This is a genomic window from Pseudoalteromonas sp. XMcav11-Q, from assembly GCF_040104525.1.
Classification (GTDB): domain Bacteria; phylum Pseudomonadota; class Gammaproteobacteria; order Enterobacterales; family Alteromonadaceae; genus Pseudoalteromonas.
The window spans coordinates 128,253-151,938 of sequence record NZ_JBECOX010000008.1 but is presented as its reverse complement, the minus strand read 5'-3'; the positions used below and the strand labels follow the sequence as shown (position 1 = coordinate 151,938).

Annotated in this window: 22 protein-coding genes and 1 riboswitch; of the genes, 16 read left to right on the top strand and 6 right to left on the bottom strand. The window is 42.3% G+C overall.

What is annotated here, in order from left to right:
* Positions 1 to 302 precede the first annotated feature (302 nt).
* Entirely contained in the window at positions 303 to 1,400 is a 1,098-nt protein-coding gene (locus tag ABMY45_RS14525) for a hypothetical protein (RefSeq protein ID WP_349289041.1), read from the bottom strand.
* Positions 1,401 to 2,814: 1,414 nt separating this feature from the next.
* On the opposite strand from ABMY45_RS14525, the gene ltrA reads away from it, so the two are divergent.
* The 3 genes from ltrA to ABMY45_RS14510 all read left to right on the top strand — a co-directional run bounded on the left by ltrA (position 2,815) and on the right by ABMY45_RS14510 (position 5,971).
* Positions 2,815 to 4,473 carry a group II intron reverse transcriptase/maturase gene (gene ltrA, locus ABMY45_RS14520; RefSeq protein ID WP_349289040.1) on the top strand — a complete coding sequence of 553 codons (1,659 nt, stop codon included), beginning with the start codon at positions 2,815 to 2,817 and terminating at the stop codon, positions 4,471 to 4,473.
* A gap of 896 nt (positions 4,474 to 5,369) precedes the next feature.
* Positions 5,370 to 5,666 carry a DDE-type integrase/transposase/recombinase gene (locus ABMY45_RS14515; RefSeq protein WP_174170580.1) on the top strand — a complete coding sequence of 99 codons (297 nt, stop codon included), beginning with the start codon at positions 5,370 to 5,372 and terminating at the stop codon, positions 5,664 to 5,666.
* A 74-nt stretch (positions 5,667 to 5,740) separates the two neighbouring features.
* Positions 5,741 to 5,971, top strand: a complete 231-nt coding sequence (locus tag ABMY45_RS14510; RefSeq protein ID WP_328265963.1) for an IS3 family transposase — start codon at positions 5,741 to 5,743, stop codon at positions 5,969 to 5,971.
* A 64-nt stretch (positions 5,972 to 6,035) separates the two neighbouring features.
* Here ABMY45_RS14510 and argE read toward each other — a convergent pair whose 3' ends face one another.
* The gene (argE, locus tag ABMY45_RS14505) at positions 6,036 to 7,184 is read right to left on the bottom strand and encodes an acetylornithine deacetylase (RefSeq protein WP_349289039.1); all 1,149 of its coding nucleotides are present in this window, start codon (positions 7,182 to 7,184) and stop codon (positions 6,036 to 6,038) included.
* 177 nt (positions 7,185 to 7,361) lie between these two features.
* On the opposite strand from argE, the gene argC reads away from it, so the two are divergent.
* From argC to ABMY45_RS14470, 7 genes are all read left to right on the top strand, one after another.
* Positions 7,362 to 8,372, top strand: coding sequence for an N-acetyl-gamma-glutamyl-phosphate reductase (gene argC / locus ABMY45_RS14500; RefSeq protein ID WP_029215897.1), 1,011 nt, complete (start codon positions 7,362 to 7,364; stop codon positions 8,370 to 8,372).
* Positions 8,369 to 9,148 (top strand): acetylglutamate kinase, encoded by a 780-nt coding sequence (gene argB / locus ABMY45_RS14495; protein WP_010607124.1) that lies wholly within the window; start codon positions 8,369 to 8,371, stop codon positions 9,146 to 9,148. Before argC ends, argB begins: the two co-directional genes overlap by 4 nt.
* 9 nt (positions 9,149 to 9,157) lie before the next feature.
* Positions 9,158 to 10,078 carry an ornithine carbamoyltransferase gene (locus ABMY45_RS14490; protein ID WP_227386820.1) on the top strand — a complete coding sequence of 307 codons (921 nt, stop codon included), beginning with the start codon at positions 9,158 to 9,160 and terminating at the stop codon, positions 10,076 to 10,078.
* An 11-nt stretch (positions 10,079 to 10,089) separates the two neighbouring features.
* On the top strand, positions 10,090 to 11,301 hold the full coding sequence (locus ABMY45_RS14485; protein WP_227386821.1) for an argininosuccinate synthase: 1,212 nt from the start codon (positions 10,090 to 10,092) through the stop codon (positions 11,299 to 11,301).
* A gap of 14 nt (positions 11,302 to 11,315) precedes the next feature.
* On the top strand, positions 11,316 to 13,181 hold the full coding sequence (gene argH / locus ABMY45_RS14480; protein WP_227386822.1) for an argininosuccinate lyase: 1,866 nt from the start codon (positions 11,316 to 11,318) through the stop codon (positions 13,179 to 13,181).
* A gap of 177 nt (positions 13,182 to 13,358) precedes the next feature.
* Positions 13,359 to 13,517: a hypothetical protein gene (locus tag ABMY45_RS14475; RefSeq protein WP_167310205.1), complete on the top strand. Its 159-nt coding sequence runs from the start codon at positions 13,359 to 13,361 to the stop codon at positions 13,515 to 13,517.
* Positions 13,518 to 13,583: 66 nt separating this feature from the next.
* Positions 13,584 to 14,039 carry a hypothetical protein gene (locus tag ABMY45_RS14470; RefSeq protein ID WP_227386823.1) on the top strand — a complete coding sequence of 152 codons (456 nt, stop codon included), beginning with the start codon at positions 13,584 to 13,586 and terminating at the stop codon, positions 14,037 to 14,039.
* A gap of 191 nt (positions 14,040 to 14,230) precedes the next feature.
* Here ABMY45_RS14470 and ABMY45_RS14465 read toward each other — a convergent pair whose 3' ends face one another.
* Both ABMY45_RS14465 and coaD read right to left on the bottom strand, forming a co-directional pair.
* Positions 14,231 to 15,589 carry a capsule assembly Wzi family protein gene (locus ABMY45_RS14465; RefSeq protein WP_227386824.1) on the bottom strand — a complete coding sequence of 453 codons (1,359 nt, stop codon included), beginning with the start codon at positions 15,587 to 15,589 and terminating at the stop codon, positions 14,231 to 14,233.
* On the bottom strand, positions 15,586 to 16,068 hold the full coding sequence (gene coaD / locus ABMY45_RS14460; protein ID WP_010374242.1) for a pantetheine-phosphate adenylyltransferase: 483 nt from the start codon (positions 16,066 to 16,068) through the stop codon (positions 15,586 to 15,588). Before coaD ends, ABMY45_RS14465 begins: the two co-directional genes overlap by 4 nt.
* Before the next feature lie 185 nt (positions 16,069 to 16,253).
* Here coaD and ABMY45_RS14455 point away from each other — a divergent pair, with 185 nt between their 5' ends.
* The 4 genes from ABMY45_RS14455 (at position 16,254) to ABMY45_RS14440 (ending at position 19,255) form a co-directional block, all read left to right on the top strand.
* Positions 16,254 to 16,910: a TetR/AcrR family transcriptional regulator gene (locus ABMY45_RS14455; protein ID WP_227386825.1), complete on the top strand. Its 657-nt coding sequence runs from the start codon at positions 16,254 to 16,256 to the stop codon at positions 16,908 to 16,910.
* Between the two features lie 217 nt (positions 16,911 to 17,127).
* The gene (gene thiI, locus ABMY45_RS14450; protein WP_010607129.1) at positions 17,128 to 18,585 is read left to right on the top strand and encodes a tRNA uracil 4-sulfurtransferase ThiI; all 1,458 of its coding nucleotides are present in this window, start codon (positions 17,128 to 17,130) and stop codon (positions 18,583 to 18,585) included.
* Between the two features lie 138 nt (positions 18,586 to 18,723).
* Positions 18,724 to 18,972: a type II toxin-antitoxin system Phd/YefM family antitoxin gene (locus ABMY45_RS14445; RefSeq protein ID WP_010607130.1), complete on the top strand. Its 249-nt coding sequence runs from the start codon at positions 18,724 to 18,726 to the stop codon at positions 18,970 to 18,972.
* On the top strand, positions 18,962 to 19,255 hold the full coding sequence (locus tag ABMY45_RS14440) for a type II toxin-antitoxin system RelE/ParE family toxin (protein WP_010607131.1): 294 nt from the start codon (positions 18,962 to 18,964) through the stop codon (positions 19,253 to 19,255). Before ABMY45_RS14445 ends, ABMY45_RS14440 begins: the two co-directional genes overlap by 11 nt.
* 228 nt (positions 19,256 to 19,483) lie before the next feature.
* Here the strand turns inward: ABMY45_RS14440 and ABMY45_RS14435 are convergent, their stop codons facing one another.
* Positions 19,484 to 20,386 carry a 2-dehydropantoate 2-reductase gene (locus ABMY45_RS14435; RefSeq protein ID WP_349289038.1) on the bottom strand — a complete coding sequence of 301 codons (903 nt, stop codon included), beginning with the start codon at positions 20,384 to 20,386 and terminating at the stop codon, positions 19,484 to 19,486.
* The gene (locus ABMY45_RS14430; RefSeq protein WP_029215898.1) at positions 20,379 to 20,729 is read right to left on the bottom strand and encodes a VanZ family protein; all 351 of its coding nucleotides are present in this window, start codon (positions 20,727 to 20,729) and stop codon (positions 20,379 to 20,381) included. Before ABMY45_RS14430 ends, ABMY45_RS14435 begins: the two co-directional genes overlap by 8 nt.
* A gap of 152 nt (positions 20,730 to 20,881) precedes the next feature.
* Here ABMY45_RS14430 and ABMY45_RS14425 point away from each other — a divergent pair, with 152 nt between their 5' ends.
* Together ABMY45_RS14425 and ABMY45_RS14420 are read left to right on the top strand one after the other, a co-directional pair.
* The gene (locus ABMY45_RS14425; RefSeq protein ID WP_102057584.1) at positions 20,882 to 21,364 is read left to right on the top strand and encodes a YajQ family cyclic di-GMP-binding protein; all 483 of its coding nucleotides are present in this window, start codon (positions 20,882 to 20,884) and stop codon (positions 21,362 to 21,364) included.
* Between the two features lie 89 nt (positions 21,365 to 21,453).
* A riboswitch (cobalamin riboswitch) is annotated at positions 21,454 to 21,700 on the top strand.
* A gap of 34 nt (positions 21,701 to 21,734) precedes the next feature.
* Positions 21,735 to 23,597 carry a TonB-dependent receptor gene (locus tag ABMY45_RS14420; protein WP_102057583.1) on the top strand — a complete coding sequence of 621 codons (1,863 nt, stop codon included), beginning with the start codon at positions 21,735 to 21,737 and terminating at the stop codon, positions 23,595 to 23,597.
* The last annotated feature ends 89 nt before the right edge of the window (positions 23,598 to 23,686 follow it).

Below are 23,686 nucleotides of genomic sequence, written 5' to 3'. Positions count from 1 at the left end.
GTATACAATCATATAAAAGAAAACTTGGCTGACTGGCTAGAAGAGGCCATAGAAATAAGAAATCAATACTAGAGAGTATTTTGGGGCGACTGTGCTATTGGAAAAGTCGCCCCAAGTAAAGCTTGGATTGAAAAGTGTCACTACGAAAAAAGAAAACTGAAATAGAAAGACTTATTGCTACTTTTGAGAAAGAAGCGAACGAATTCCACGACATTAGTTTTAGCGTTTTTTATATTGATCTTGAACAACCTGTTCCCGCAGCTACATTGATGCCTTTTTAAATTTACTATGCGAGGTAATAGTTAGTGCCTTTGTACTAAATAATCCAAAGTATTTGTTTGCAACAATTTGAGAGCTTCTATAAAAGGTGAATGCACATCGACACTTTCAGGTTTCTTGTCCCCGTAAAAGTTACCAATGTCTTCATAAACATTAATCAAATGCTGATGAAAATCAGAAAATGACTTCGGCGCCTCAGAAAAAAACCACTTATAGCAGTAATACTCTACATGCTCATAATAAAGGTCATTTGAGTCAGCTTTGCCTTGGTAATGTCGTCCTCTATCTGCAAACTCGATATACTTAAAATGCTCCAACCTATTGTTCAACCTTACGGCATGCACCTCTCTAATGGTGTAGATATATGGAAGTAAGTATATGACCACAGAGCAAATGTCAGCACCAATTCTCTCTTTTACCAGAGCCTCATCATATAGCTCCAATTTAATCCCCTGGCATAAGCCTTCGGCTTCATTCAAGCCAACTCTGATACAGTTTCTTTCTAAACCATATTGCTCAAAAATAGACTGCCAATCAGATCTATGTTTCTCTATAAACGGGTATTTTTCATTCGCCAAGGCAAGTTGCGCACCTAACACACTTAAATGGAACCACTTTTCACGCTTTGAAAGCCCGTCATCCAACTCAATCTTCTTTTGTAACAATCTCAGCTTATTTAGAGCATCGTGAAAAGATGTATCCGGATTAATCTGCATCTTTGCCTTCTGTCTAGAGACCACTCGGCCTTCTGGCGACTTCCATAACTTGTCAAGTGCATTTATTGTGTTGGTTTTTGAGGAAATTTTCCTGTTATTACGAATAGTTATCGTCACACCTATATATGCACCAATCGCGGAAACTGAAATAATTAAAGAAGATAAAAGCTGTTTGTCCGAAAAAGGATGAGGATGCTGTGAGAGCAAAACTGTAATGATCACTATCATTACAACTAATGGAACATAAATACGAAAGTTAGTGAACGACAGATGTGAGTAGTTGATTGCTGAGGGGCCATCAAGCCCTTGAGGATCATGGATGTTAGGTAAGTGCTTCTCATTAAAAGAATGAAAACTGTATGCTTTCAGTAATAAAGCCCTTTTCGCGCAATCCTTACCTACCATCAATTTTGGCCTATATTTCTAGTTCGTCTGTACCTTGCTTCTTCATAAAACTTACTCATTACTACCACTATAAATAATACGCACAATTATAGCTAAAGACCCCAGGTAAAGCAAAATTGATTGTTATTAATACAGCTGAATGAATTAACGTCAGATAAAACATCTTGTGTCTCTAATACACGATAGTGATGTAATTTGCACCTAAAGGTATCCATTACACATAACCAATGTATTTGACAGTATATACCAGGTTGGTATCAATAGAAGTTCTGTTGATATATATAACAACATGAAAAATAAATAAATTTATCCTTTATTTCACTCTAGGGGTATAAAGTGGGGTGTCACCACTTTTTCCCATATTAATAGTTTAATAAAAACAAAAGCTTAAGCTCTACATGGGCGGCATGATGTAGTGCGACGAGAGTCGTCCTGCGCTAGTGTAATCTATTGATTAGTAAAATGATCTTTTAGATTACACTCCCTTGGCTGAGCGTTGGCGAAACGTTCAGCACCTTTACCCAGAGTTATCTGGGACCCTTAGAACACTAAAGGTCAACATTTTAAATGGGTGTTCGAGTTGAATGATTACAGGATGTAATTGAACCAACTGACCTAGCTTCAAAATCAAGCCAACTTCTTTAAGAGGTTGGCTCATTTCAAAACTTAAGTTTCACAGCATTTTATGGCTTGTGTAACTACTTCAATAATAGCGCAGCGATGTAAGCTGCTTTGATGATTGTCTGACGTATTTCGTCTGCGATCAGACCTGTTATTCAGCTAACGGTAGCCTAGGGATAGTGCGATGAGGGTAACTTCATGGTGCGAAGCTTCCTGACAATGTACTTCTGCTCACAGCATCTGTTTCCGTGAGGAACTGATGGTTTTGGTTAATGGCAAACCGAAACAAGGCTAGGCTAGTTGGTATGGTTAACGTATGTGAACCACTTATAAACACCGTCAACCGCAAAAAGCGTAATGTCATTGCTACGCTTTAACCAAAAGGTATATGGCTGGTTATTCCTTTTACATCTGGGAATACGCTGACTTAATGCCATCGGTGGATTTGTGGTACCTAACCCAACTTTGTCATCAAAGTGGAACTCGGTAAGCCCAATTATTCGCTTAGTTTATTGTTATTTGAATAAGTTAAGCAGGGGAGCCGTAAGGCGAACTGTTGAATAAGTGGGTAAAGGAGGTTGGAAAAAGCGAATGTCAAACTGTAATGGTTTGGATAGAGGTTCAAACTTTGCCTCAACGGGAAACTGTGCAGACTTCCAACTGGTCTTTAATCGTGTGATAGACGTGTAAAGCTGTCATCAATTTGATCCTAACGGGATAAGAACAATTCTTCCCGTTAGGGGATAGTTGCGTCTTGTTCTTGTTAGATCATGACTAATAGGAGAAAAGCAAGATGAGTACAGCGTTTGTTGTACCTGCGTTCTCCCACCAGGCGCAAAGCTGGCATACCATTAATTGGTATTCGGTCGAGTTAACGGTGCGAGAGCTACAAGTACGGATCGCGAAGGCGACTAAGCAACAACAATGGCGCAGGGTGAAAGCTCTGCAACGTATGTTGGTGCGCTCGTTTGCTGCTAAATGTCTAGCGGTAAAACGGGTGACTGAAAATCGAGGCAAAAGGACTGCCGGTGTCGATGGGGAGTTATGGAGTACACCTGAGAGTAAATGGCTTGCGCTGTTTCGGTTAACGCGTAAGGGCTATAAGCCCAAGCCGTTAAGGCGAGTGTATATTCCTAAAGCGAACGGTAAACGCCGCCCGCTGGGAATACCGACCATGCTCGACAGAGCTATGCAGGCGTTATACCTGCTGGCGTTAGAGCCTGTGTCGGAAACAACCGCCGATAGAAATAGCTATGGCTTTCGCCCGATGCGCTCAACGGCAGATGCGATTGAGCAATGTTTTGTGAACCTCAGTCGCAAGCATTCTGCCAAATGGGTGTTAGAGGGGGACATCAAAGGGTGCTTCGATAACATCAGTCATGACTGGTTACTCGCCAACATTCCATTGGATAAACGAGTACTCGGACAATGGCTGAAAGTCGGTTATATGGAATCCGGTAAATTGAATCCGACTGACGCAGGGACACCGCAAGGGGGAATTATTTCTCCCGTGTTGGCCAATATGGCGCTTGATGGTCTGGAAACGGTGCTCGAATCTCATTTTGGGAAGAAGAACACTAAAGCCAGCTATAAGACCAAGGTCAATTACGTGCGATATGCAGATGACTTCATTATTACTGGTATCTCACAAGAGTTGCTAGAAGATGAAGTAAAACCTCTCGTTGAAGCCTTTATGGCTGAGAGAGGGCTGACGCTATCGCCGGAAAAAACGGTGATAACCCATATTGACGAAGGGTTTGACTTTTTGGGGCAAAACTTACGTAAGTACAAAGGCAAGCTTTTAATTAAGCCTAGCCGGAAGAACCTGCGGACGTTTCTCCATAAGGTTAGAGACTTAATTAACGGAAACAAGACGGTGACGGCTGGTTTGTTGATATACATGCTCAACCCTGTACTTAGAGGTTGGGCTAACTATCACAGACATATTGTTGCCAAGGAAACCTTTAATTATGTTGATTATCGGGTTTGGAAAATGCTTTGGAAGTGGTGCCGACGGCGACATAAAAATCGTCGCTTTCACTGGGTTAAGTCTAAGTACTTTAAAACAGTGGGCAAACGCAACTGGGTATTTTCCGGTGAATGGGAGGAGTCGAAAATACTTCGCCTATTCTCATGTAACGATGTGGTGATAAAGCGACATACCAAGATAAAAGCAGAGGCTAACCCTTATGACTTGGCATTTGAGGAATACTTCGAGCAGCGCTTAGAGCGAGCTTGGCGTGACTCAATGCAAGGTAAAAGGAAGGTGCTGATGCTCTGGCTCAGACAGCAACAATGCTGCGTTATGTGCCGCCATAAAATTACCAAAGAAACGGGGTGGAATGTTCACCATATCGTAGAAAGGGTAAAAGGAGGTTCAGACGAGTTGGATAACTTGGTGTTGTTGCACCCTAATTGTCATAGGCAGTTGCATAGTAACTACTCAGTTTGATTTGAAAGTAATAGCTTTTAGTCGCATAATGAAAAGGTGAAGCTTCTCACTTCACATTGTCGTTTAGAGGGAACGGCTCAAGGGTTGAAAGATGTGGTTTTAATCATTGACGCAAAGCGCGATGAACTTACTTATATGGCAAAGCCTATTCGTACGTAGGACAACTTCTGAATATCTGAGGATTATGAGTAACACGTGTATCTCATAATCGGCCGCTTAGGCTAAAGCGGGATATAAAAACCAGGTTTGTTATTTATCTGGGGCCCAGATCAATTTAATAGGCTTATGCCATATGAAACTTGATCTAAAAATCACTGTTACTTGTGATTTTGCTAAAATTATTCTTGCGGTAAGTGCACTTATAATTGCAGCCAATGAAGCAGGTATTCTGTGAGGGAGTCCGAGTGTAACCACTCGGCACCTTTTCTATAGTCGCTGGTCTGTACTTAGGTACTGACTTATAAAGGCTTGAGCCGTATGCGGGGAAACTCGCACGTACGGTTCTTAGGGGAGGGGTAGTCAGCAATGGCTGCTCCTTACCCGACAACATCATCTCCTAAGCACTACACGCTTTAGAAAAAATCTAGCAGTTTGAACTGACCCCCAATAGTTGGACACCAACATTGGGGGTTATTTTATGTCTACATACATCAGAGAATTAAAGCTGTGCATCGCACAGCTTTGTCTTGATGGTGAATCATCGACTCAAGAGTTTTCTATCAGTTTTAGACTGATTAGGTATTGGACTTCTGTTTATATAATCCATGGTTCATCTTCATTTTACCTCTGATTATGAAAATTCCGCAGACTTTAAATGCTCGGTATGGTTGTTGGCGTATTCATTATGTTTTGCGTAAAGAAGGTATCTACTTAATCATAAAGCGGTTCAGTGTTTAATGGCAAAACTAGGGTTAAAATCGACTGTAAGGCCGAAGAAATATCGTTCATATAAAGGGTTGGTTGGACGTATTGCACCAAATATCATGAATCGAAACTTCACATGGACTAAACCAAATGAAAAGTGGATGACCGATGTGACAGAATGTAAAGTGGCAGGTGAAAAAATGTATTTATCTCCTATTATCGATTTATTTAATCAAGAAATCGTTAGCCATACTGTCGCGACCACACCTAAATTGCATCTCGTGACTGAGATGCTAGATAAAGCGATGAGTGAATTAAGTCAAGTATGATCCTTGGTTCTACATAGCGAACAAGGGTGGCAATTCCAGCACCATGGTTATCATAATATTTTGAAAAATAAAAAATTAATCGGAGTGTATTGAGAAAAGGAAATTGTTTTGATAATACAGTGGCTGCAAATTTCTTCACGCTTTTAAAATCAGAAATGTACCATGGTCACTACTTTGACAGTGCCGAGCAACTTATGGCATGCATTGATGAATATATTGATTATTACAATAACGATCGGATTAAGGTCAAATTAAAAGGCCTGATTCCGGTAGAATACCGGAATCAGGCGTTGGAAGTCGCATAATAGAAATGTCCAACTTTAATGGGCCACTTCAGCTAAGGTGGCTTTTCTTGTTCGTTCGGAAAGTTTAACTAAAGCAGCAATCTTTGATTAGCGATTTAATAATCGCTTGAGATGGTTTTATTTTTTCCATATTGAGATATTCATTTGGCTGATGTGCTTGATTAATTGAACCTGGGCCCATGACGATAGTTTCGCAGCCTAGCTGTTGTAGAAATGGCGCTTCGGTACAATAGTTTACAGCAATTGCTTGTTGTCCTGACAGGCGTTCAGCCATTTTCACCAAAGCAGAATCCGTCGAGCCGGTAAAAGCCGGAATAGGTTCGTGCATATCTATAACCGAGACACTATTCGGATAATGTGTATTGATTGGTGCTACAGCTGCCGTGAGCATGGCTTGTAGTTCTTTGATGCTCAGACCAGGCAAAGGGCGCATATCAATATGTAGTTCACAACAGCCACAAATACGGTTGGCATTGTCGCCGCCATGAATGTGTCCAAGGTTTAAAGTTGGGTAAGGAATAGCAAAGTGTGGAGTTGAATATTTATTCTTTAATTCTTCTCTTAACTTTAATAAATTTGCAATCACCTGATGCATGATTTCAATGGCATTTAAGCCACGCTCTGGATCTGAGCTATGGCCTGAACGACCAACGATGCGGATGGCGGTCGTCATATGGCCTTTGTGGGTAAATACCGGCACCATATCGGTGGGTTCACCAATAATGCAGCGCGCCGGCTTCAAGTTTGGATGTTTAGCAATTTCCTGAGCGCCAGCCATAGTAGTTTCTTCATCGGCGGTGGCTAAAATTATGATAGGAGCACTTTGCTGTAATTCATCAAGCTCTGAGATTGCATTCAATACGAAAGCAAAAAAACCTTTCATATCAATACTTCCAAGACCATATAATTTATTATCTTGCTCGCTTAATTTAAAAGGATCAAATTGCCAGCGGCTATCGTCGAATGGCACGGTATCCGTGTGGCCGGCCAACATTAATCCACCATCGCCATTACCTCGTCTTGCAATTAGATTATATTTTCCTTTTGCATGTTCAAGCTCTGTTACTTCGACAGTAAATCCTAACGTTTCGCACCACTGTGCGAGTAGCTGGATCACATTCTGATTACTCATGTTAAGACTTTCTTCTAATGCACTGATAGATGGCGCGGCGATCAGTTGCTGATACATTTCCATAAAAGCGGGCAATTTCATAAAAATTCCTAAAATACTTATTCAAAGTTCTTGCATAAAAATATAAAGATGTTTAGAGTGAATATCAATTCACTTTTTTAGCATAAATATATTTTTGGAACAGCAATGCGACGATTTGACTTCAACAATTAGCAGAACCAACCCTAATCAAACTTTTTTAATCTTGAGAACACTATGTTGAAAGTATCTATAATCGGAGCGAGCGGCTACAGTGGCGCTGAGCTTGCTAAGCTGGTTGCCAAGCATCCTGCCTTCACACTTGCACATTGCTTTGTATCTGAGCAAAGCTTAGACAAACACAAATTCATCAGCGATTTATATCCAGAATATTCGGGCTTGCTAGATATTGAGCTGCAACCCTTAAATGAGCAAGCTTTTTCGTTGATAGAGCAATCATCGGATTATGTGTGTTTATGCACGGATCACAAGGTTAGCGTAGAGCTTGCACCGGTATTTTTACAGATGGGGAAACGGGTTTTTGACCTATCTGGAGGTTACCGTTTATCTAGCAATGAAGACTACGAAAATTACTACGGCTTTTCTCACCCGCATCAAGACTGGTTAGCGCAAGCGCAATACGGACTAGCTGAATGGTACGGCGATGCTATTAAAACGGCGAAGTTGGTGGCGGTCGCGGGCTGTTATCCGACTGCGGCACTCAATGCACTTAAGCCATTACAACAAGCTGATCTGATAACAGAGCAGCCAGTTATCATCAATGCTGTTTCAGGTGTTACTGGCGCAGGTAGAAAAGCGAATGTCGCCACACACTTTTGCGAAGTATCTCTTGCACCGTACGGTTTGTTTACGCACAGACATAGTCCAGAAATAGAAAAGTACCTTGAGCACCCAGTGTTGTTTACGCCGCATTTAGGGAATTTTAAGCGTGGTATCTTGGAAACGATCTACGTCACTCTGAAAGAAAATGTCACACCAAATCAAGTCGATGCCGCTTACCAAGTGCTTGCCGATGAGCCGCTGATCAGATTAAAGGGGAGTCAACTTCCATCAATCAAAGCCGTTGAAAATCAGCCTTTTGTTGATATTGGTTGGCAGCAAAAGGGCAATCAACTGATCGTGGTTGTCGCGATTGATAACTTGCTTAAAGGGGCTGCAGGCCAAGCATTACAATGTATGAACTTGGCGGCGGGACTTGAGCATTATCAAGGTTTAGGAGTATCAGCATGAGCAAACAAACTTGGGTGATAAAACTAGGTGGTGCGGTGTTGAATCAAGAGGGTGCAGCGCAAGCATTGTTTTCAGCTATCAAGCAAATTCAACAGGACGCACCACACAAGCAGTTTGTGATTGTTCATGGTGGCGGGGCGCTGGTTGATAAATGGCTGACCGATGCTGGTTTTGCTACTGCAAAACATCAAGGACTGCGGATCAGTCCGCAAGAGCAAATGCCCTATATTGTTGGTGCACTTGCAGGCTGTGCTAACAAGCAACTGATGGCGGATGCCATTACCGCCACGCTCAAGCCCGTTGGGCTGTGCTTATATGATGCAGGATTTACCACAACTCAAAAGCTTAAAGCGCTTGGCCGTGTGGGTAGCTGTGAAGCGAGTGAAGGGGGCATGCTTGAAGCGGTGTTGGAGTTTGACAGGTTACCTGTTGTTAGTTCAGTTGGTATTGGCGCTGACGGCCATTTATACAACGTGAATGCGGATGAAGCAGCAGCAGCTATCGCCAGTAAGCTTGGTGCAGAACTTATTTTTATGACTGACGTTGAGGCGGTACTTGATGGCGATAAACAGCCATTAAATCAACTTAACGCGGAACAGATCTCAACGTTAATCGCGCAAAAGGTCATTGTGGGCGGGATGGAGGTCAAAGTTAAGACCAGTCTTCACGCTGCCCAACACTTACGACGAGGGGTGTACATCTCTAGCTGGCAAAAGCCAGAAAATTTAATTGCGTTGCTCAATGGTGAGCACGTAGGTACACAAATTCTGCCGTAGGAAAACACCATGACTAAGCATTTTTTAACTGGTTTGGAATTAGACCAAACTAACGTTTTGAACTTATTAAAGCTTGCAAAAAATATTAAAAATCAACCGCAAGAATATAACCAAGCCTTAGCAGGCAAATCGATTGTCACGTTATTCGAAAAGCCGAGCTTAAGAACGCGGCTGTCGTTCGATATAGGTATCCATAAACTGGGCGGCCATGCTGTGTATTTAGATCAGCAAAACGGTGCAATGGGGGCGCGTGAATCCGTAAAAGATTTTGCGCTTAATATTTCTACTTGGGCCGATGGCCTTGTGGCCCGCGTAAATCACCATAGCACGCTTGAGACGCTCGCTGAATTTTCGTCTGTGCCTGTTGTGAATAGCCTATGTGATTTATATCACCCTTGCCAAGCGTTGGCTGATTTTCTCACCTTATTTGAAACTTACGACGATGTCAGTCAGATCAAAATCGCTTATCTCGGTGAAGGTAACAACGTAACACATTCATTAATGTTGCTTGCGGCAACGTTAGGTACTGATTTTGTGGCAGTTTGTCCTAAAGGTCATTCTCCAGATGCACAGATTGTAAAGCAAGCTGAACAAATTGCGGCGGTAAATGGCGCCTCAGTTCTGGTCAGTGATCGGGTAGAAGCGGCGGCTGGTGCCAATGTGCTCTACGCTGATACTTGGGTTTCGATGGGGAATAAAACGCCAATTGAACAGGTGAAAGACACCTTTATGCCATATCAAATCAACCAACAATTGATTGAAGCGTGTGGCGCACAAACCATTTTGCATTGCCAGCCAGCACATCGTGAGTTTGAAATTACTTCCGAAGTGATGGACGGGCCAAAGTCAAAAATTATTCAACAAGCTGAAAACCGCATGCATGCTCAAAACGCATTGCTGGTATCGCTGTTAAACAAAGATTACGTTTGAGGTTAAAGAACATGAGCAAGATTAAAAAAGTGGTACTGGCTTACTCTGGTGGATTAGACACATCAGCGATTGTGCCATGGTTAAAAGAGAACTACGGTTGTGAAGTTGTCGCCTTTGTTGCCGATGTAGGTCAGGGTGAAGAAGAACTGGTTGGGGTTGAAGAAAAGGCAATCGCATCGGGTGCCTCTGAGTGCCATATCGTCGACTTAAAAGAAGAAATGGTTAGCGACTATATTTATCCAACTCTTAAAACTGGTGCTATCTATGAAGGGACATATTTACTGGGTACTTCGATGGCGCGTCCTATTATCGCCAAAGCACAAGTTGAAATCGCTCGTAAAGTTGGCGCGGATGCACTTTCGCATGGTTGTACAGGCAAGGGGAATGATCAGGTGCGTTTTGAATCTTGCTTCTCAGCGCTTGCGCCTGATCTTAAAGTGATTGCACCATGGCGTGAATGGTCACTATCAAGTCGTGAATCTTTGCTTGACTATTTGGCCGAGCGTAATATCCCTTGTGCAGCCTCTGCCACCAAAATTTACAGTCGTGATGCCAATGCTTGGCATATTTCTCACGAAGGTGGTGAATTGGAAGATCCATGGAATGAGCCAAGCGATCAGGTTTGGACCATGACTAGTTCTCCAGAAGCTGCACCGGATCAGCCTGAATATGTGTCTGTATTAATCGAAAAGGGTGAAATCACCGGTGTTAACGGTGAGCGTTATAGTCCTTATCAGTGTCTAGTTAAGTTAAACGAGATTGCAGCACCGCATGGTGTTGGTCGTGTGGATATCGTTGAAAACCGCTTAGTCGGCATGAAATCTCGTGGCTGTTATGAAACACCGGGAGGCACTGTGATGATGGCGGCGTTACAAGCGATTGATGAGCTGATCTTAGACAAATCTTGTCGTAAATGGAAAACCGCGCTTAGCGAAGAGTTTGCACACTTAGTTTATGACGGTCGCTGGTTTACCCCACTGAAAGATTCAATTCTAGCTGCAGCAGAGTCTTTCGCACAGCAGGCAACTGGCGAGGTGGTGCTTAAGCTTTATAAAGGCCATGTACATGCAGTGCAAAAGCAATCAATCAATAGCTTATACAGCGAAGATTTTGCCACATTTGGTGAAGATGACGTATATGACCAATCTCATGCGGAGGGATTCATTCGTCTATTCTCACTATCTAGCCGGATAGCGGCGTTAAACAAGCAAAAGCAGTCTTAAGGTAGGAGAGCGAGATGGCATTATGGGGCGGCCGTTTTTCATCAGGTCCTGATGAGGCATTTAAGCAATTTAATGATTCTCTGCCATTTGATTATCAATTGGCAGAGCAAGATATTGTTGGCTCTATCGCTTGGGCGGGTGCGCTAAAGCAAGTAGATGTATTAACTGAAAGCGAACATCAGCAGATCATCTCAGCGCTGAAACAGCTTTTGGATGAAGTGATTGCTGAACCGCGCAGTGTAGCAACCGCGGGACATGAGGATATTCATTCTTATGTTGAAGCTAAACTTATCGACAAAGTGGGTGATTTAGGTAAAAAGCTGCACACAGGTCGAAGCCGTAACGACCAAGTAGCCACAGACTTTAGATTGTGGAGCCGGAAAACGGCGCAGCAATTGCTTGTGGCACTGAGTTCACTCAAGCAAGCTCTTGTGGTACTCGCAGAGCAGGAGCTTGGTACTATATTGCCAGGCTACACCCATTTACAGCGTGCTCAGCCCGTGCTCTTTAGTCATTGGTGTATGGCCTACGTTGAGATGATTGAGCGTGATGAGTCGCGCTTAAATGATGCGCTTGAAAGGTTAAATGTGTGCCCACTTGGCTCAGGTGCACTAGCGGGGACTGCTTATCCTATCGATCGTGAAATGTTAGCTGTAAACCTTGGCTTTAGAGAAGCCTCTCGTAATAGTTTAGATGCGGTCTCTGATCGTGACTTTGTGGTTGAGCTACTCAGTTGTGCGTCTATTTCGATGATGCATTTATCTCGTTTTGCAGAGGATTTGATCTTTTACAATTCTGGTGAATCTGGATTTATTGATTTGGCCGACAGCGTGACGTCCGGCTCATCCTTGATGCCACAGAAAAAGAATCCTGATGCCTTAGAGTTGATCCGTGGCAAAACAGGTCGAGTTTTTGGCGCCTTTAGCGGCATGATGATGACGCTTAAAGCTTTGCCCTTGGCCTACAACAAAGATATGCAGGAAGATAAAGAAGGCCTATTTGATGCCATGCCAACTTGGCTTGCGTGTATTCATATGGCTGAAGCATGCGTTAAAGGCATTAAGGTTAATGGTGATAAGACGTTAGCGGCTGCAAAAGGTGGTCACGCCAATGCGACAGAGCTTGCTGATTATCTCGTTGCTAAGGGAATACCGTTTAGGGAAGGCCATCACATCGTCGGTGAATTAGTGCAGTTAGCAATTAGTAAGGGGCAAAACCTCGAGGATCTGAGCTTAGAAGAATTCCAGCAAGTCAGCGCAGTAATTGCAGAGGATGTCTACCCAGTACTAGAAATTGACGCTTGTATTGCCGCTCGTAAAGCATTAGGCGGCACCTCATTGCCACAAGTGACCAATGCCATTAAAACGGCAAAAAAAAAGCAAAAAATCCTAGTGCGTGATGCCAATTTAGATGATGTTGAAGCCATTGCCGGACTGATCCAATATTGGGCTAAAGTAGGTGAGAACCTACCGCGAGCGAAAAGTGATATGATCCATAGTATCAATGAGTTTGCGGTAACAGAGGTCGGTGGCAGGGTGACAGGATGTGCATCTTTGTATATTTACGACACTGGGCTTGCTGAAATTCGCTCTTTGGGTGTAAATCCCGAGAGCGAAATAAAGGGACAAGGGCAACTTTTAGTCGAGCATTTACTGGTGAAAGCCAAAAAATTGGCACTCAACCGTATTATTGTGCTAACTAGAGTGCCTGGCTTCTTTATGAAACAAGGTTTTAACAATTGTACCAAAGATAGCTTGCCTGAAAAAGTGATGAAAGACTGCGAGTTGTGTTTGCGCAAAGATAACTGTGATGAAATTGCGATGGATTTCATTATAAAACAAACATCTAGCTTAAGTATTCCATGTAAATTTGTGGCTTAACACTAAGCTTTTACAGAATCAGAAAGAGCGCTAGTAAGCGCTCTTTTTGTATGTAAATTAACCGATTGAAATTGATTTAATAAATGTTGGCGTGTTTCGTGCTAAGTAAATCTCGATAATTTTTAGATGACTCACTTTTAGAGTTAAGACTAATTTGTAAATATTGAGGGAAATTTCATGATAAAAACAATCCTAGCGAGAAAAAATCAAGCTAAAACAACTGGTCAAGCAAAGCCACTTTCTGATAAGGTGATTCAATCTGTAAGTAAACTTGAGATGGTATCTGGCGCACGTGGAAGTGCAATAATTCCGCCTGGGTCTAAAGAACCGTACTAATGATTAATGTTAATTTATGACTTTTTTGGTATGAGTATAGGAGCCCTTGTAATATGGGGCTTCTTGATGGCCTCACTGCTACATCTATTTTTTTATATACTAAAAGTCCAGAAAAATTTACAGCTACTCTTTGCTTCTATCCTGTTATTTACCTCCTACTTTGTAAGTGATTTTATCATTGCTTCTGATAGCTACAATACGGCTATTCACGGAATATTTGCTTTGTTTGATCTCTTTACCTTATTGATTCTTTTTCTAGTCGCGTATACTTTTTTTAAAGATGAAAAGCTCGAAGTTGGCGTTTTATATATTACGGTAGGTTTGGTTATTAATACTTTAATGTTCTTCTTTATGTTTATAGATACATATATTTATGAAAATGTAACACGCTGGTTCTTATGGTATTTATACTCATACATAGTGATTTCTGTGGACTTTATTATGGTTGCTTCTTTATTAGTCAATAAAGATTGGTTAGGTATTAAATGGGCTATAAGTAATGTGAGAGCTAGGGTAGCTTGAAAATTTAGTCGATTTAAACTATGTTTTTTACTTACTTATCAGTGTGTTGTGTTCGTTTTGCTGTTTTTGTGCTTACTGGTTATACACTATCGGAATGTATATAACCGATTAGCTTTTAATTGTCGTTTTGCTTATTCCTAAAGATCTTCTTGGATTATACGCCATGATCATAGAGCGGCGATGGCCGCTCGTTAAAACTGATATTCCACGCTCAACTTAAGTGCTGCGTGGCTTTCGTCTTCTTCCTGAGACTTATCTTGCCATGCTTTTACGCCTATTTTTGCAAGCGCGCCAAACACGCCTTGTTGGTAACCGAGCTCAAGCTGGTTTCGTTCAACGTCAAATGTGTCAAATTCAACTCGTTTCAGTTTGGCATAGGCGCCAATGCCATCCGTGCTGAAGTAATCTAACGCGAATGTGAGGTTTTTAGCATCCAATCCCGAGCTTGCTCCAAGCCAGAGGTCGCGCTCGCTGTAGTTCGCTGAATCCACGGTATTGTCTCTTGGGCAAAGCGCGAGCTTTAGCTCGTCTTTACAATCAATGCTTGTATCTGAATATTCAATAAAGCTCTTGAGACGATAGTCTTTACCACCCCAGTAGCTTTCAATACCTAGGGTGTACATTGGATTGCTTGGTAATGCACCACTGTCATTATTGCCTGCAAACTCACCGTATAAAGCGAGCGGTTGATTAGCTATCCGAGTGGAATATTTGAAGTCAACGCTGGTGAGGCGTTGCGTTTGCTTTTCGCTTTCAAGGTTTTGTTGTTGATAAACAAAGTCGCTGGATGTTGTACTAAAGCCAAGTTCTAACCCTTGAATTGGAAAAGCAGCCGCTCTAAACCCCCAAAAGTCGCCATCCTTTTTACTGGCTATATTTGGGCGTTGTTTTGCCATAATGGCCGTTACTTGCCAAGGACCAACGAAAGAGAAAAAGCTCGGTCCAATATAGTTGTTATTGGCACGACTTAAACGAACCGCCTTCATGGGGGCTGCGTTGTTTGAAAGCATCAGCGCATTTTCGTTGCTCGGGCCCCACCAGTAACTCAGTCGCTCAGCGCTGAGAGACCAATTACCAAACAACACTGCAAGGTGACTGCCGTGGTGATTAACGTATTTTCCATCTTGGCTTTCATCTGCGTAGTTAACCGCAACTTTAGCGCTAACAGCACCACCTGTAATAACGCCATAAGTACGCAAGCCTGAACGTTCATTTTGACGTTCACCAAAGCCTGTTGAGCGCTCTTCAGCACCGTTAAAATGTGCTTTTACACTACTATATCTTTCTCTTTTTGCTTGTTTTAGCGCATGGCGTAAATGTGCCAATGCAAAGCTTGCGGTTTCAGAGAGATTGCTGTCATCAATAGCGGCAAGGTCATTAACAATGCCGCTCCACAACAGAGGATATTGATTAACTGGGCGATTTATCACGCCTTCTGCAACCAGTAAATCTATGCTGTGTTTAAGCTCACTTTGTGACACCTCTATCCAAGGTGAAGCATGCGCATAAGTACCAACCAATACGGCTAGGGATAATAGGCACTTTTTCATCCGTGTAGTTTTTCCTCTAAAGCTTTGGCAACCAGCGGGTGAACAAATTCACTGACATTGCCTTTATGAAGTGCAACTTCTTTTACTAAAGTTGACGAGATAAATGAATTCTTTTCAGATGGCGTTAAAAATACGCTTTCCAAATCGGGATGTAAACGGCGATTCATATTGGCCAGCTGGAACTCATAGTCAAAGTCAGACACCGCGCGAATACCGCGGATCAGCACGTTAGCTTTTTGCTCTTTCGCTAAATCAACGAGTAATCCTGAAAACCCAATCACCTTTACATTTTTATGTGACTTTAAAATTTCTTCAGCCAAAGCAACACGTTGCTCTAGTGAGAAACAAGGCTGTTTATTTGGGTTATGGGCAATTGCCAAGATCACGGTATCAAACATTTTTGCTGCACGTTTGATTAAGTCTTCATGTCCATTAGTGAGGGGATCAAATGTGCCAGGGTAGAGGGCGATGACTTTCATAAGCGTAATTATGTTGAATTTTTTTGTATGGTAACAAGGTTTTTTTGAAAAAACACTGGTCAGCTTTGTCGGATCTAAGCTTATCTAGAGGTAAAATTAGTGCTATTTTTTCACATGGAGCGCGCAATAGCCTATTAACACTAGCAATAGCGCGACCACGTTATCAACAAAGATAGAGAATCGTAATGAATACCAAGGAAAAAATAATACGTACCAGCATCGCGTTATTTAATTTGCATGGAGAGCGCGCGATTACGACAAACCATATAGCGTCCAGTTTGGGGATTAGTCCTGGCAATTTGTACTATCATTTTAAAAATAAAGAAGACATCATTCGGCAAATATTCGCGCTTTATAGCGAGCATTTAAATACGCACTTTAAGCCACTGGAGCAGCACAGTGAGCCGCTTGAGCAGCTAACTCAATATTTAGACTCCTTGTTCGACCTGATGTGGCGTTATCACTTTTTCTACGACAATCTGACAGACATCTTGGCTCGTGATGATGAATTGAAAAAAAACTACATTGCTTTTCAGTCACGCTTACTTGAGCAAGTAAAAGCTGTGGTAATTGGTCTAAGAGATACAGGCGTGATCACCATAGATGATGACGATGCTAAAGAGCTCGCGCATATGTTGAAAATGACCGTTAGTTTCTGGACTCCCTATGTTAAAGCCAGAAGAATGACAGGCGTCCTTGAGCAACAAGATATATACAATGGTATTGTTAAAGTTCTGATGATTTTTAAACCTTACGCGACGCCCATGAGCGCACCGAAAGTGGCACAACTTCAGCAGCATTATCAAGCACTAGCAGAGGCGAGCTTACCGAGTATTGCTTAGCCTTAAATAATTAAGCGGGCCTTTTGCCTTGGTGAGCACGGCAAAAGGCTTTGTAGAGCACAAAGGGAAAAGGTTTGTTTATTTCCTAATCGGCTCTGAGTTTGATATACTCGCGCGCCCGAACTGTCCTCGGTCAGTGTGCGCCACGATAAAGTCCGCTTAGGTCAAATCAGTGCGTCATCGCAACCGATAATCGATCTGTAGTAGAGTGACTTTTATGCTTAAATTTATCGTCAAATTACATCCCGAAATTGCTATTAAGAGCAAATCCGTCCGTAAGCGTTTTACCAAAGTATTAGAGAAAAACATCAAAATGCTGTTGGTTCGCGTTGACGAAAACGTAAAAGTTAAAAATAACTGGGACAATATCTCAGTGACGAGCGAGCTAAGTGACGAGAAAACCCGTCTTGGTCTAATTGACCACCTTAAACGCACGCCAGGTATTGTGCAGTTTATTGAGGTGCAAGAAACACAGTTCGACACGCTTGATGATATCTACCAACAAACGATTGCTTTGGTTGAGCCATTGATCAAGGGCAAAACGTTTTGCGTGCGTGTAAAGCGCCAAGGTAAGCATGAGTTTACTTCAAGCGACGTGGAGCGTTATGTTGGTGGCGGTTTAAACCAAAATGTAGAGGGTGCCAGTGTAAGACTGAAAAAACCTGATGTGACGGTTAAAATCGAAGTCAAAGACAATAAAGCCTACATCGTTCGTCACCAGCACTTTGGTCTAGGTGGCTTCCCACTACCAACGCAAGAAGACGTGCTGTCTTTGGTTTCTGGCGGATTCGACTCGGGTGTTGCGACTTATCAAATGATGCGAAAAGGCGCGCGAACGCACTTTTTGTTCTTTAACTTAGGTGGTGCAGCCCACGAAATTGGCGTTAAGCAAGTGAGCCACTATTTGTGGAAACAATTTAGCTCTACCCACAAAGTTAAATTTATTACGATTGACTTTGAGCCGGTTGTTGCAGAAATTCTTGAAAATATCGAAAGCGGACAAATGGGCGTGGTACTAAAGCGCATGATGATGCGTGCAGGTGCTGTGGTTGCAGAGCGTTTAGGGATCCCTGCGCTGGTAACTGGTGAAAGTATTGGTCAGGTATCGAGCCAAACCTTGGCTAACCTTAACGTGATTGACCGTGTCACAGAGATGCTGATATTACGACCGCTTATTCAACACGATAAAGAAGAGATCATTCGTATTGCCAGAGCGATTGGCACCAATGAAATGGCAGAAGCAATGCCTGAATATTGTGGTGTGATCTCTCAAAAACCAACGGTAAAAGCACAGCTTCACAAGATATTAGCTGAAGAAGAAAAGTTTGACTTTGATGTATTGAATACGGTTGTAGCTAACGCGACGGTAAAAGATATTCGCGACATTGAAGCTGAAGCAAAAGAAGAGGTGAAAGAAGCGGAATCGGTAAGTGAATTACCGGACAACGCGGTGGTACTGGATATTCGTTCTCCAGAAGAGGAAGATGCAAACCCTCTAGAGCTAGATGGTGCACAAGTGATCCACTTACCTTTCTTTAGATTAGCCACTAAGTTTGGCGACTTACCACAGGACAAAGCATACTACTTGTACTGTTCGAAAGGCGTAATGAGCCAGTTACAAGCACTTATTCTGCATGAAAATGGCTATGCAAACGTCAAGGTGTACCGTCCTTAAAAAGCGTGTTAACAAGCGTTGGGTGAGACTTTAGGATTTACCCAACGTACGTCTTGTGGGGAGGCAAGAGGGCGCTTGTTATTGCTTATTTATACGACTAATATAGTCGATATAAAGACCAGTTAAGAGACTGATTTTATGACCACTAGAATATTAGCAGATGTTGCTGCGAGCATTACTGAACTAAAAGCAAACCCTATGAAAGTTGCAACAAGTGCTGACGGAGAACCTGTCGCTGTGCTTAATCGAAATGAACCTGCTTTTTATTGTGTGCCTGCAGAAGCATACGAGATAATGATGGACAGGCTCGAGGATCTTGAGCTACTCGCTATTGCTAAAGAGCGTGAATCTGAAGAAAGTATCTCAATAAATATTAATGATTTATAAACTCGGTTTTAAAAAGAGTGCACTCAAAGAATGGAGTAAACTAGGCTCTACCCTGCAATCGCAGTTCAAGAAAAAGTTAATTGAACGCCTCAAGAATCCCCATGTGCCAGCGTCGAAGCTATCTGGTGCTGACAACATGTACAAAATAAAACTACGCCAATCAGGTTACCGCCTAGTCTACAAAGTTGAAGGCGACATTATCGTTGTAACTGTGCTAGCAGTGGGAAAGCGTGAACGTAGTGATGTTTATCATAAGGCTATGAAGCGAATAAAAGATGATTGAGTTTCTAAAGGAATCGCTGTGTAATACCAATTGAATTAATTCTTCAATCAATTTGAAGGGTGAAATATCATATTAGCTTCGTTAAAAATTTCTCATTTAGAACAACTAAATAGCAAAATTTTTGCCTTGCTACTAAAGCTATTTCCCCGCTTCAAAATAGCTCATTTACTTAATGCAATTGGTATAAATAGTTTTGTGGGAGGCGGTTTACCCGCCGAGAAGTTAAGTCTATTGTCGCGCTAGCTGCCAGCGCTTATTCACTTCCTCAAGTAACTGTTGATTAAACGGCACATCGATATTTTGTTTTGCTGCTAGCTCGCAAATATAGCCGCACATAGCGTCAATTTCTGTGCGCCTGTTATTCGCGAGATCTTGATTCATTGAAGAGCGATTGTTTGCGGTTTGCGCCATTACAGTGTAAGCAAGCGTGACTAGCTCGCTAAGCGCTAAGGTTACGCCTGTACTTGCGGCCACAAGCTGTACTTCATTCATTAAATTAAGGATTTGGGCTGCGTATTTGGGCTGTCTTAACTGACCATTTGCGACTTGTTCCAATGCACTTAACGGGTTAATGGCAATATTAACCGCCAGCTTTTTCCAAAGCGTTGGCATGATATCAAACGTGGTTTGGGCATTTTCAAATGTGCTAAACAGTTGCGAGAATACGCGCTGGTAGTGGCATTCTGCTGGTGAATTTAATGGCCCAAACCAAGTTGCACCTTGTCCTGTATGGTGCACAGTGTCTGCGACTTTATAGCCCGCAATGGATGTGCTTAAGAAGTAGGCGGATTGTGTTTTTTCAAGCGCTGCTAACTCACCAGACCAATCTACCATACCATTATGACTAAGGATTAGTGCGCCATTTTTTGAAAGTGCGGGTCGAAGCGCTCGGAGTGCTTCGATTACTTGATATGCTTTAACGGGAATGATTAGCGTATCTATACTGCTGGCAGGGAGTTCTGCAAGTGTTTTGGTGCTGCATGGGATGGTTTGTTGAATACTTGCTGTTTGATAGCGATAAGTTGCCGCGCGTTTATTTCGAGTGATCAGCGTAATTTGATGAGATTGACTAAGGTGCTGGGCGAGCAGTAATCCTATCGCCCCTTCACCTAAAATATGTATGTTAGCCATGTTTTCTGCTGCGCCAACTTGTCCAAATATAAAATAGAACAAAATAACTGACCGCACCGGCTAAATCAGCTAAAAAATCAGCGGTAGATGCTTGGCGATACGGTAATGAATGCTGCATCCACTCAATTCCTGCACCGTACAAGGACAGTAGCACTATGTGTGTCCATACCTTTACTTTAAAAGCATGGTGAGAGATAAACGCAAGCACAAAAAATACACCAAAATGTGCCACTTTATCGATATTTGGGAACAGCTTTGGAGACAAGCTAATTTCCTTTGCGAATAGCACCGTACATATAATTAAAGAGATAATCAAAAGAGCTTTATAAACGCGCCGTGTCACAATACATCCTACTTCTGTATGACTAAGCGAGCAGTATACCATCGAAAACTGTCCATTGGGTGAACATCCTAATACGCTGTTTAAAAACTTAAAGTAACTCAAATTAAGCATAAACTGCTATAATCGAGCCAAAATGACTTTAGGAGAGAAGCATGCCTTCATTTGATATTGTATCTGAAATTGATATGACAGAAGCAAAAAATACCGTAGACAACGCGGTTCGCGAGCTTGATACGCGGTTTGATTTTCGTGGCGTAGATGCATCAATCGAGCTTAACGGTGAAATGATCAACCTTAAAGCGGAAGCAGAACAGCAAGTTATGCAGTTGTTTGATATGTTAGTGGGTAAAGCGGCAAAGCGTGGCCTTGATGTGGCAAGCTTCGAGCTAAAAGACATTGAACGCTCAGGCAAATACGTATCGCGCAAGGTGGCGTTAAAACAAGGCATCGACAAAGAGATGGCGAAAAAACTGGTTAAGCTTATTAAAGACTCAAAAGTTAAAGTTCAAGCATCAATTCAAGGCGATACGGTGCGTGTAACGGGTAAAAAGCGTGACGATTTGCAAGAAACGATGCAATTGGTTCGTACCGGTGAGCTTGGCCAACCATTTCAATTCAAAAACTTCCGCGACTAATTACGCTTTACTTCATTCCAAAAGTGCATAGATTGCACTTTTGGATTTCTAGACGTCCATTGACAATCATTCCGAAACCCAAGACAATAGCCTCGCATTTTCAAGGTGCTGTACACAACCTAGTGTGGTTGCTAAGTGTATAGATAATCGGGAAACTGGTGCGAACACAAGGGAACATCTAATTGCGTGAATCAATAATAAATTGAGTAAGACAGTTTATTACACGTGATTAGCTTGGATCGGTTCTATGCCAGCGCTGCCCCCGCAACGGTAGAGTGAACTGCTAATCTGCAGATTTACTGAGCCCGGAGACCGGCCTTGAAACAGTCACTTTGTGTTCTTGTACGGTGGGTACAAGTTAGGGGAAACCATGTTAAATAAAACTGCTCTAAGCGCGGCGATAGCGACGGCGCTCTCTTTTTCAGCATTTGCGGATCAAAATGTTGAACATATCACTGTTACTGCCAATAAATTTGAACAATCTCTAGAAAGCGCATTGTCTGCCATTACGGTTATAGGTCGCGCTGAAATTGAAAAAAGCAATGTTCAAGATGTCGTATCGCTACTCGATAATGTCGCTGGTATTCAAGCTGTTAGAAACGGTGGCTTTGGCCAAAGCGTGAGTTTATTCCTACGCGGTAATGACGCTAAGCATACGCTAGTGTTAATCGATGGGGTTCGAGTGACGGATGCAAACTCCGGTGACAATTCGCTCACTAATTTACCACTTAATAGCATCGAAAGAATTGAGATCATTCGTGGTGCCAAAGCTGCGATTTATGGTTCAGATGCCATTGCTGGCGTGATTAACATTATTAGTCGCGAAGGGAATAACAATACTATCGCGTTTACGACTGGGAGTAACAATTACTCCAAGACCGAAGCGACGGTAAATTACAAAAAAGACAAGTTTAGTATTGCAGCTAATGCGGGTTACACTCATACCGATGGCTATGATGTGATTGAGAAAGACCCTGAAGCTGCAATCACAAAAAACCATGACCGTGATGGATATTATAACGGTAATGCCGGTTTAAATGTGCAGTATGGTGATGAAGAAAGTGGCATTTTTAGCTTACGTTCACAGTACAGTGAAGGTGAGGGGGAGTATGACTCTTTTGGTAGTGATGCTTACCGTTTCCATAACTACACCAATAAGTTGGCGTGGAAAAGACGTACTGATAAGTTTAGCCAAAGTGCGTCATACAGCTTAGGTAAGGAACAAAATGTTCAAATCGGTAATAGTGCTGACGATAACGCTTATGTCACCAAACGCAGCCAATTTGAATATCAGTCGCAATATAGTTTAACTGAAGCTTTGATCTTCACGGGTAACTTTACCTTTCTAAATGAAGATGTTGGTGATTCTACCGCCTCTTTTTCAGAGCCTGAGCGTGATAATTTATCTTTAGCACTCGGTGGGTTTTACAACGATGAAAATTGGCTGGCAGAGGTTGTACTGAGAACGGATGATTATGATTTTCATGGTCGTGCAAACACCTACACGGTTGCTGTAGGCAAGCAACTCATGGATGGCCTAAGTGTTAAGTTGAATCATGGTACTGCCTTTAGAGCACCTTCTTTATCACAGGCGTTTGTGATTGATAGTCCTTACTATTTACCTAACCCAAATATTAAGCCAGAAGAAGCTACTAATAACGAAATTATTGTTACATGGAGCGGCGAGAACTTCCGTGTGGAAGCTGCGGTATACGATAACCGTATTACCGATAAAATCGTTTATCAGCAAAATGATAAATGGAAATACATCCCTTACAATGTTCAGCGCGCTGACTTTGAAGGTGCTGATCTTTCTGTTGAAATTGAAGACAACTTTGGTATCGAGCATACGGTAAATGTGAGCTATGTGAGTGCTAAAGACGCAGATACCGATAAGCAATTACAGCGCAGAGCGAGACGCACCTTAACTTATTCAGTCAGTAAAGAGTGGGAAAATGTCGATGCAACACTGACCTTAGTCCATAGAGGTAATCGCGACGATAAAGTATGGGGAGCTGAAGGTGCATATACAGTGACTTTACCGTCATATACGCTGTTTAACTTAGCTGCTAACTATACGTTTTTCGACGGATTCAAGTTAAATGGCCGTATTGAAAACTTAACCGATAAGCGTTATTTCAATGCCACAGCGGGCGAAGCAAAAGATGGCTCTTTACTGGGCTATAAGCCACTAGGTAGACAAGCCTACGTTGGTGTGAGCTACAGCTTCTAATACGTTAAAAGCTTTTCAATACCCAGAGTGATCCATCGTGAGTAATGGATCACTTTTCTTATTTATCATTTAGTTGCATTACATTTGTA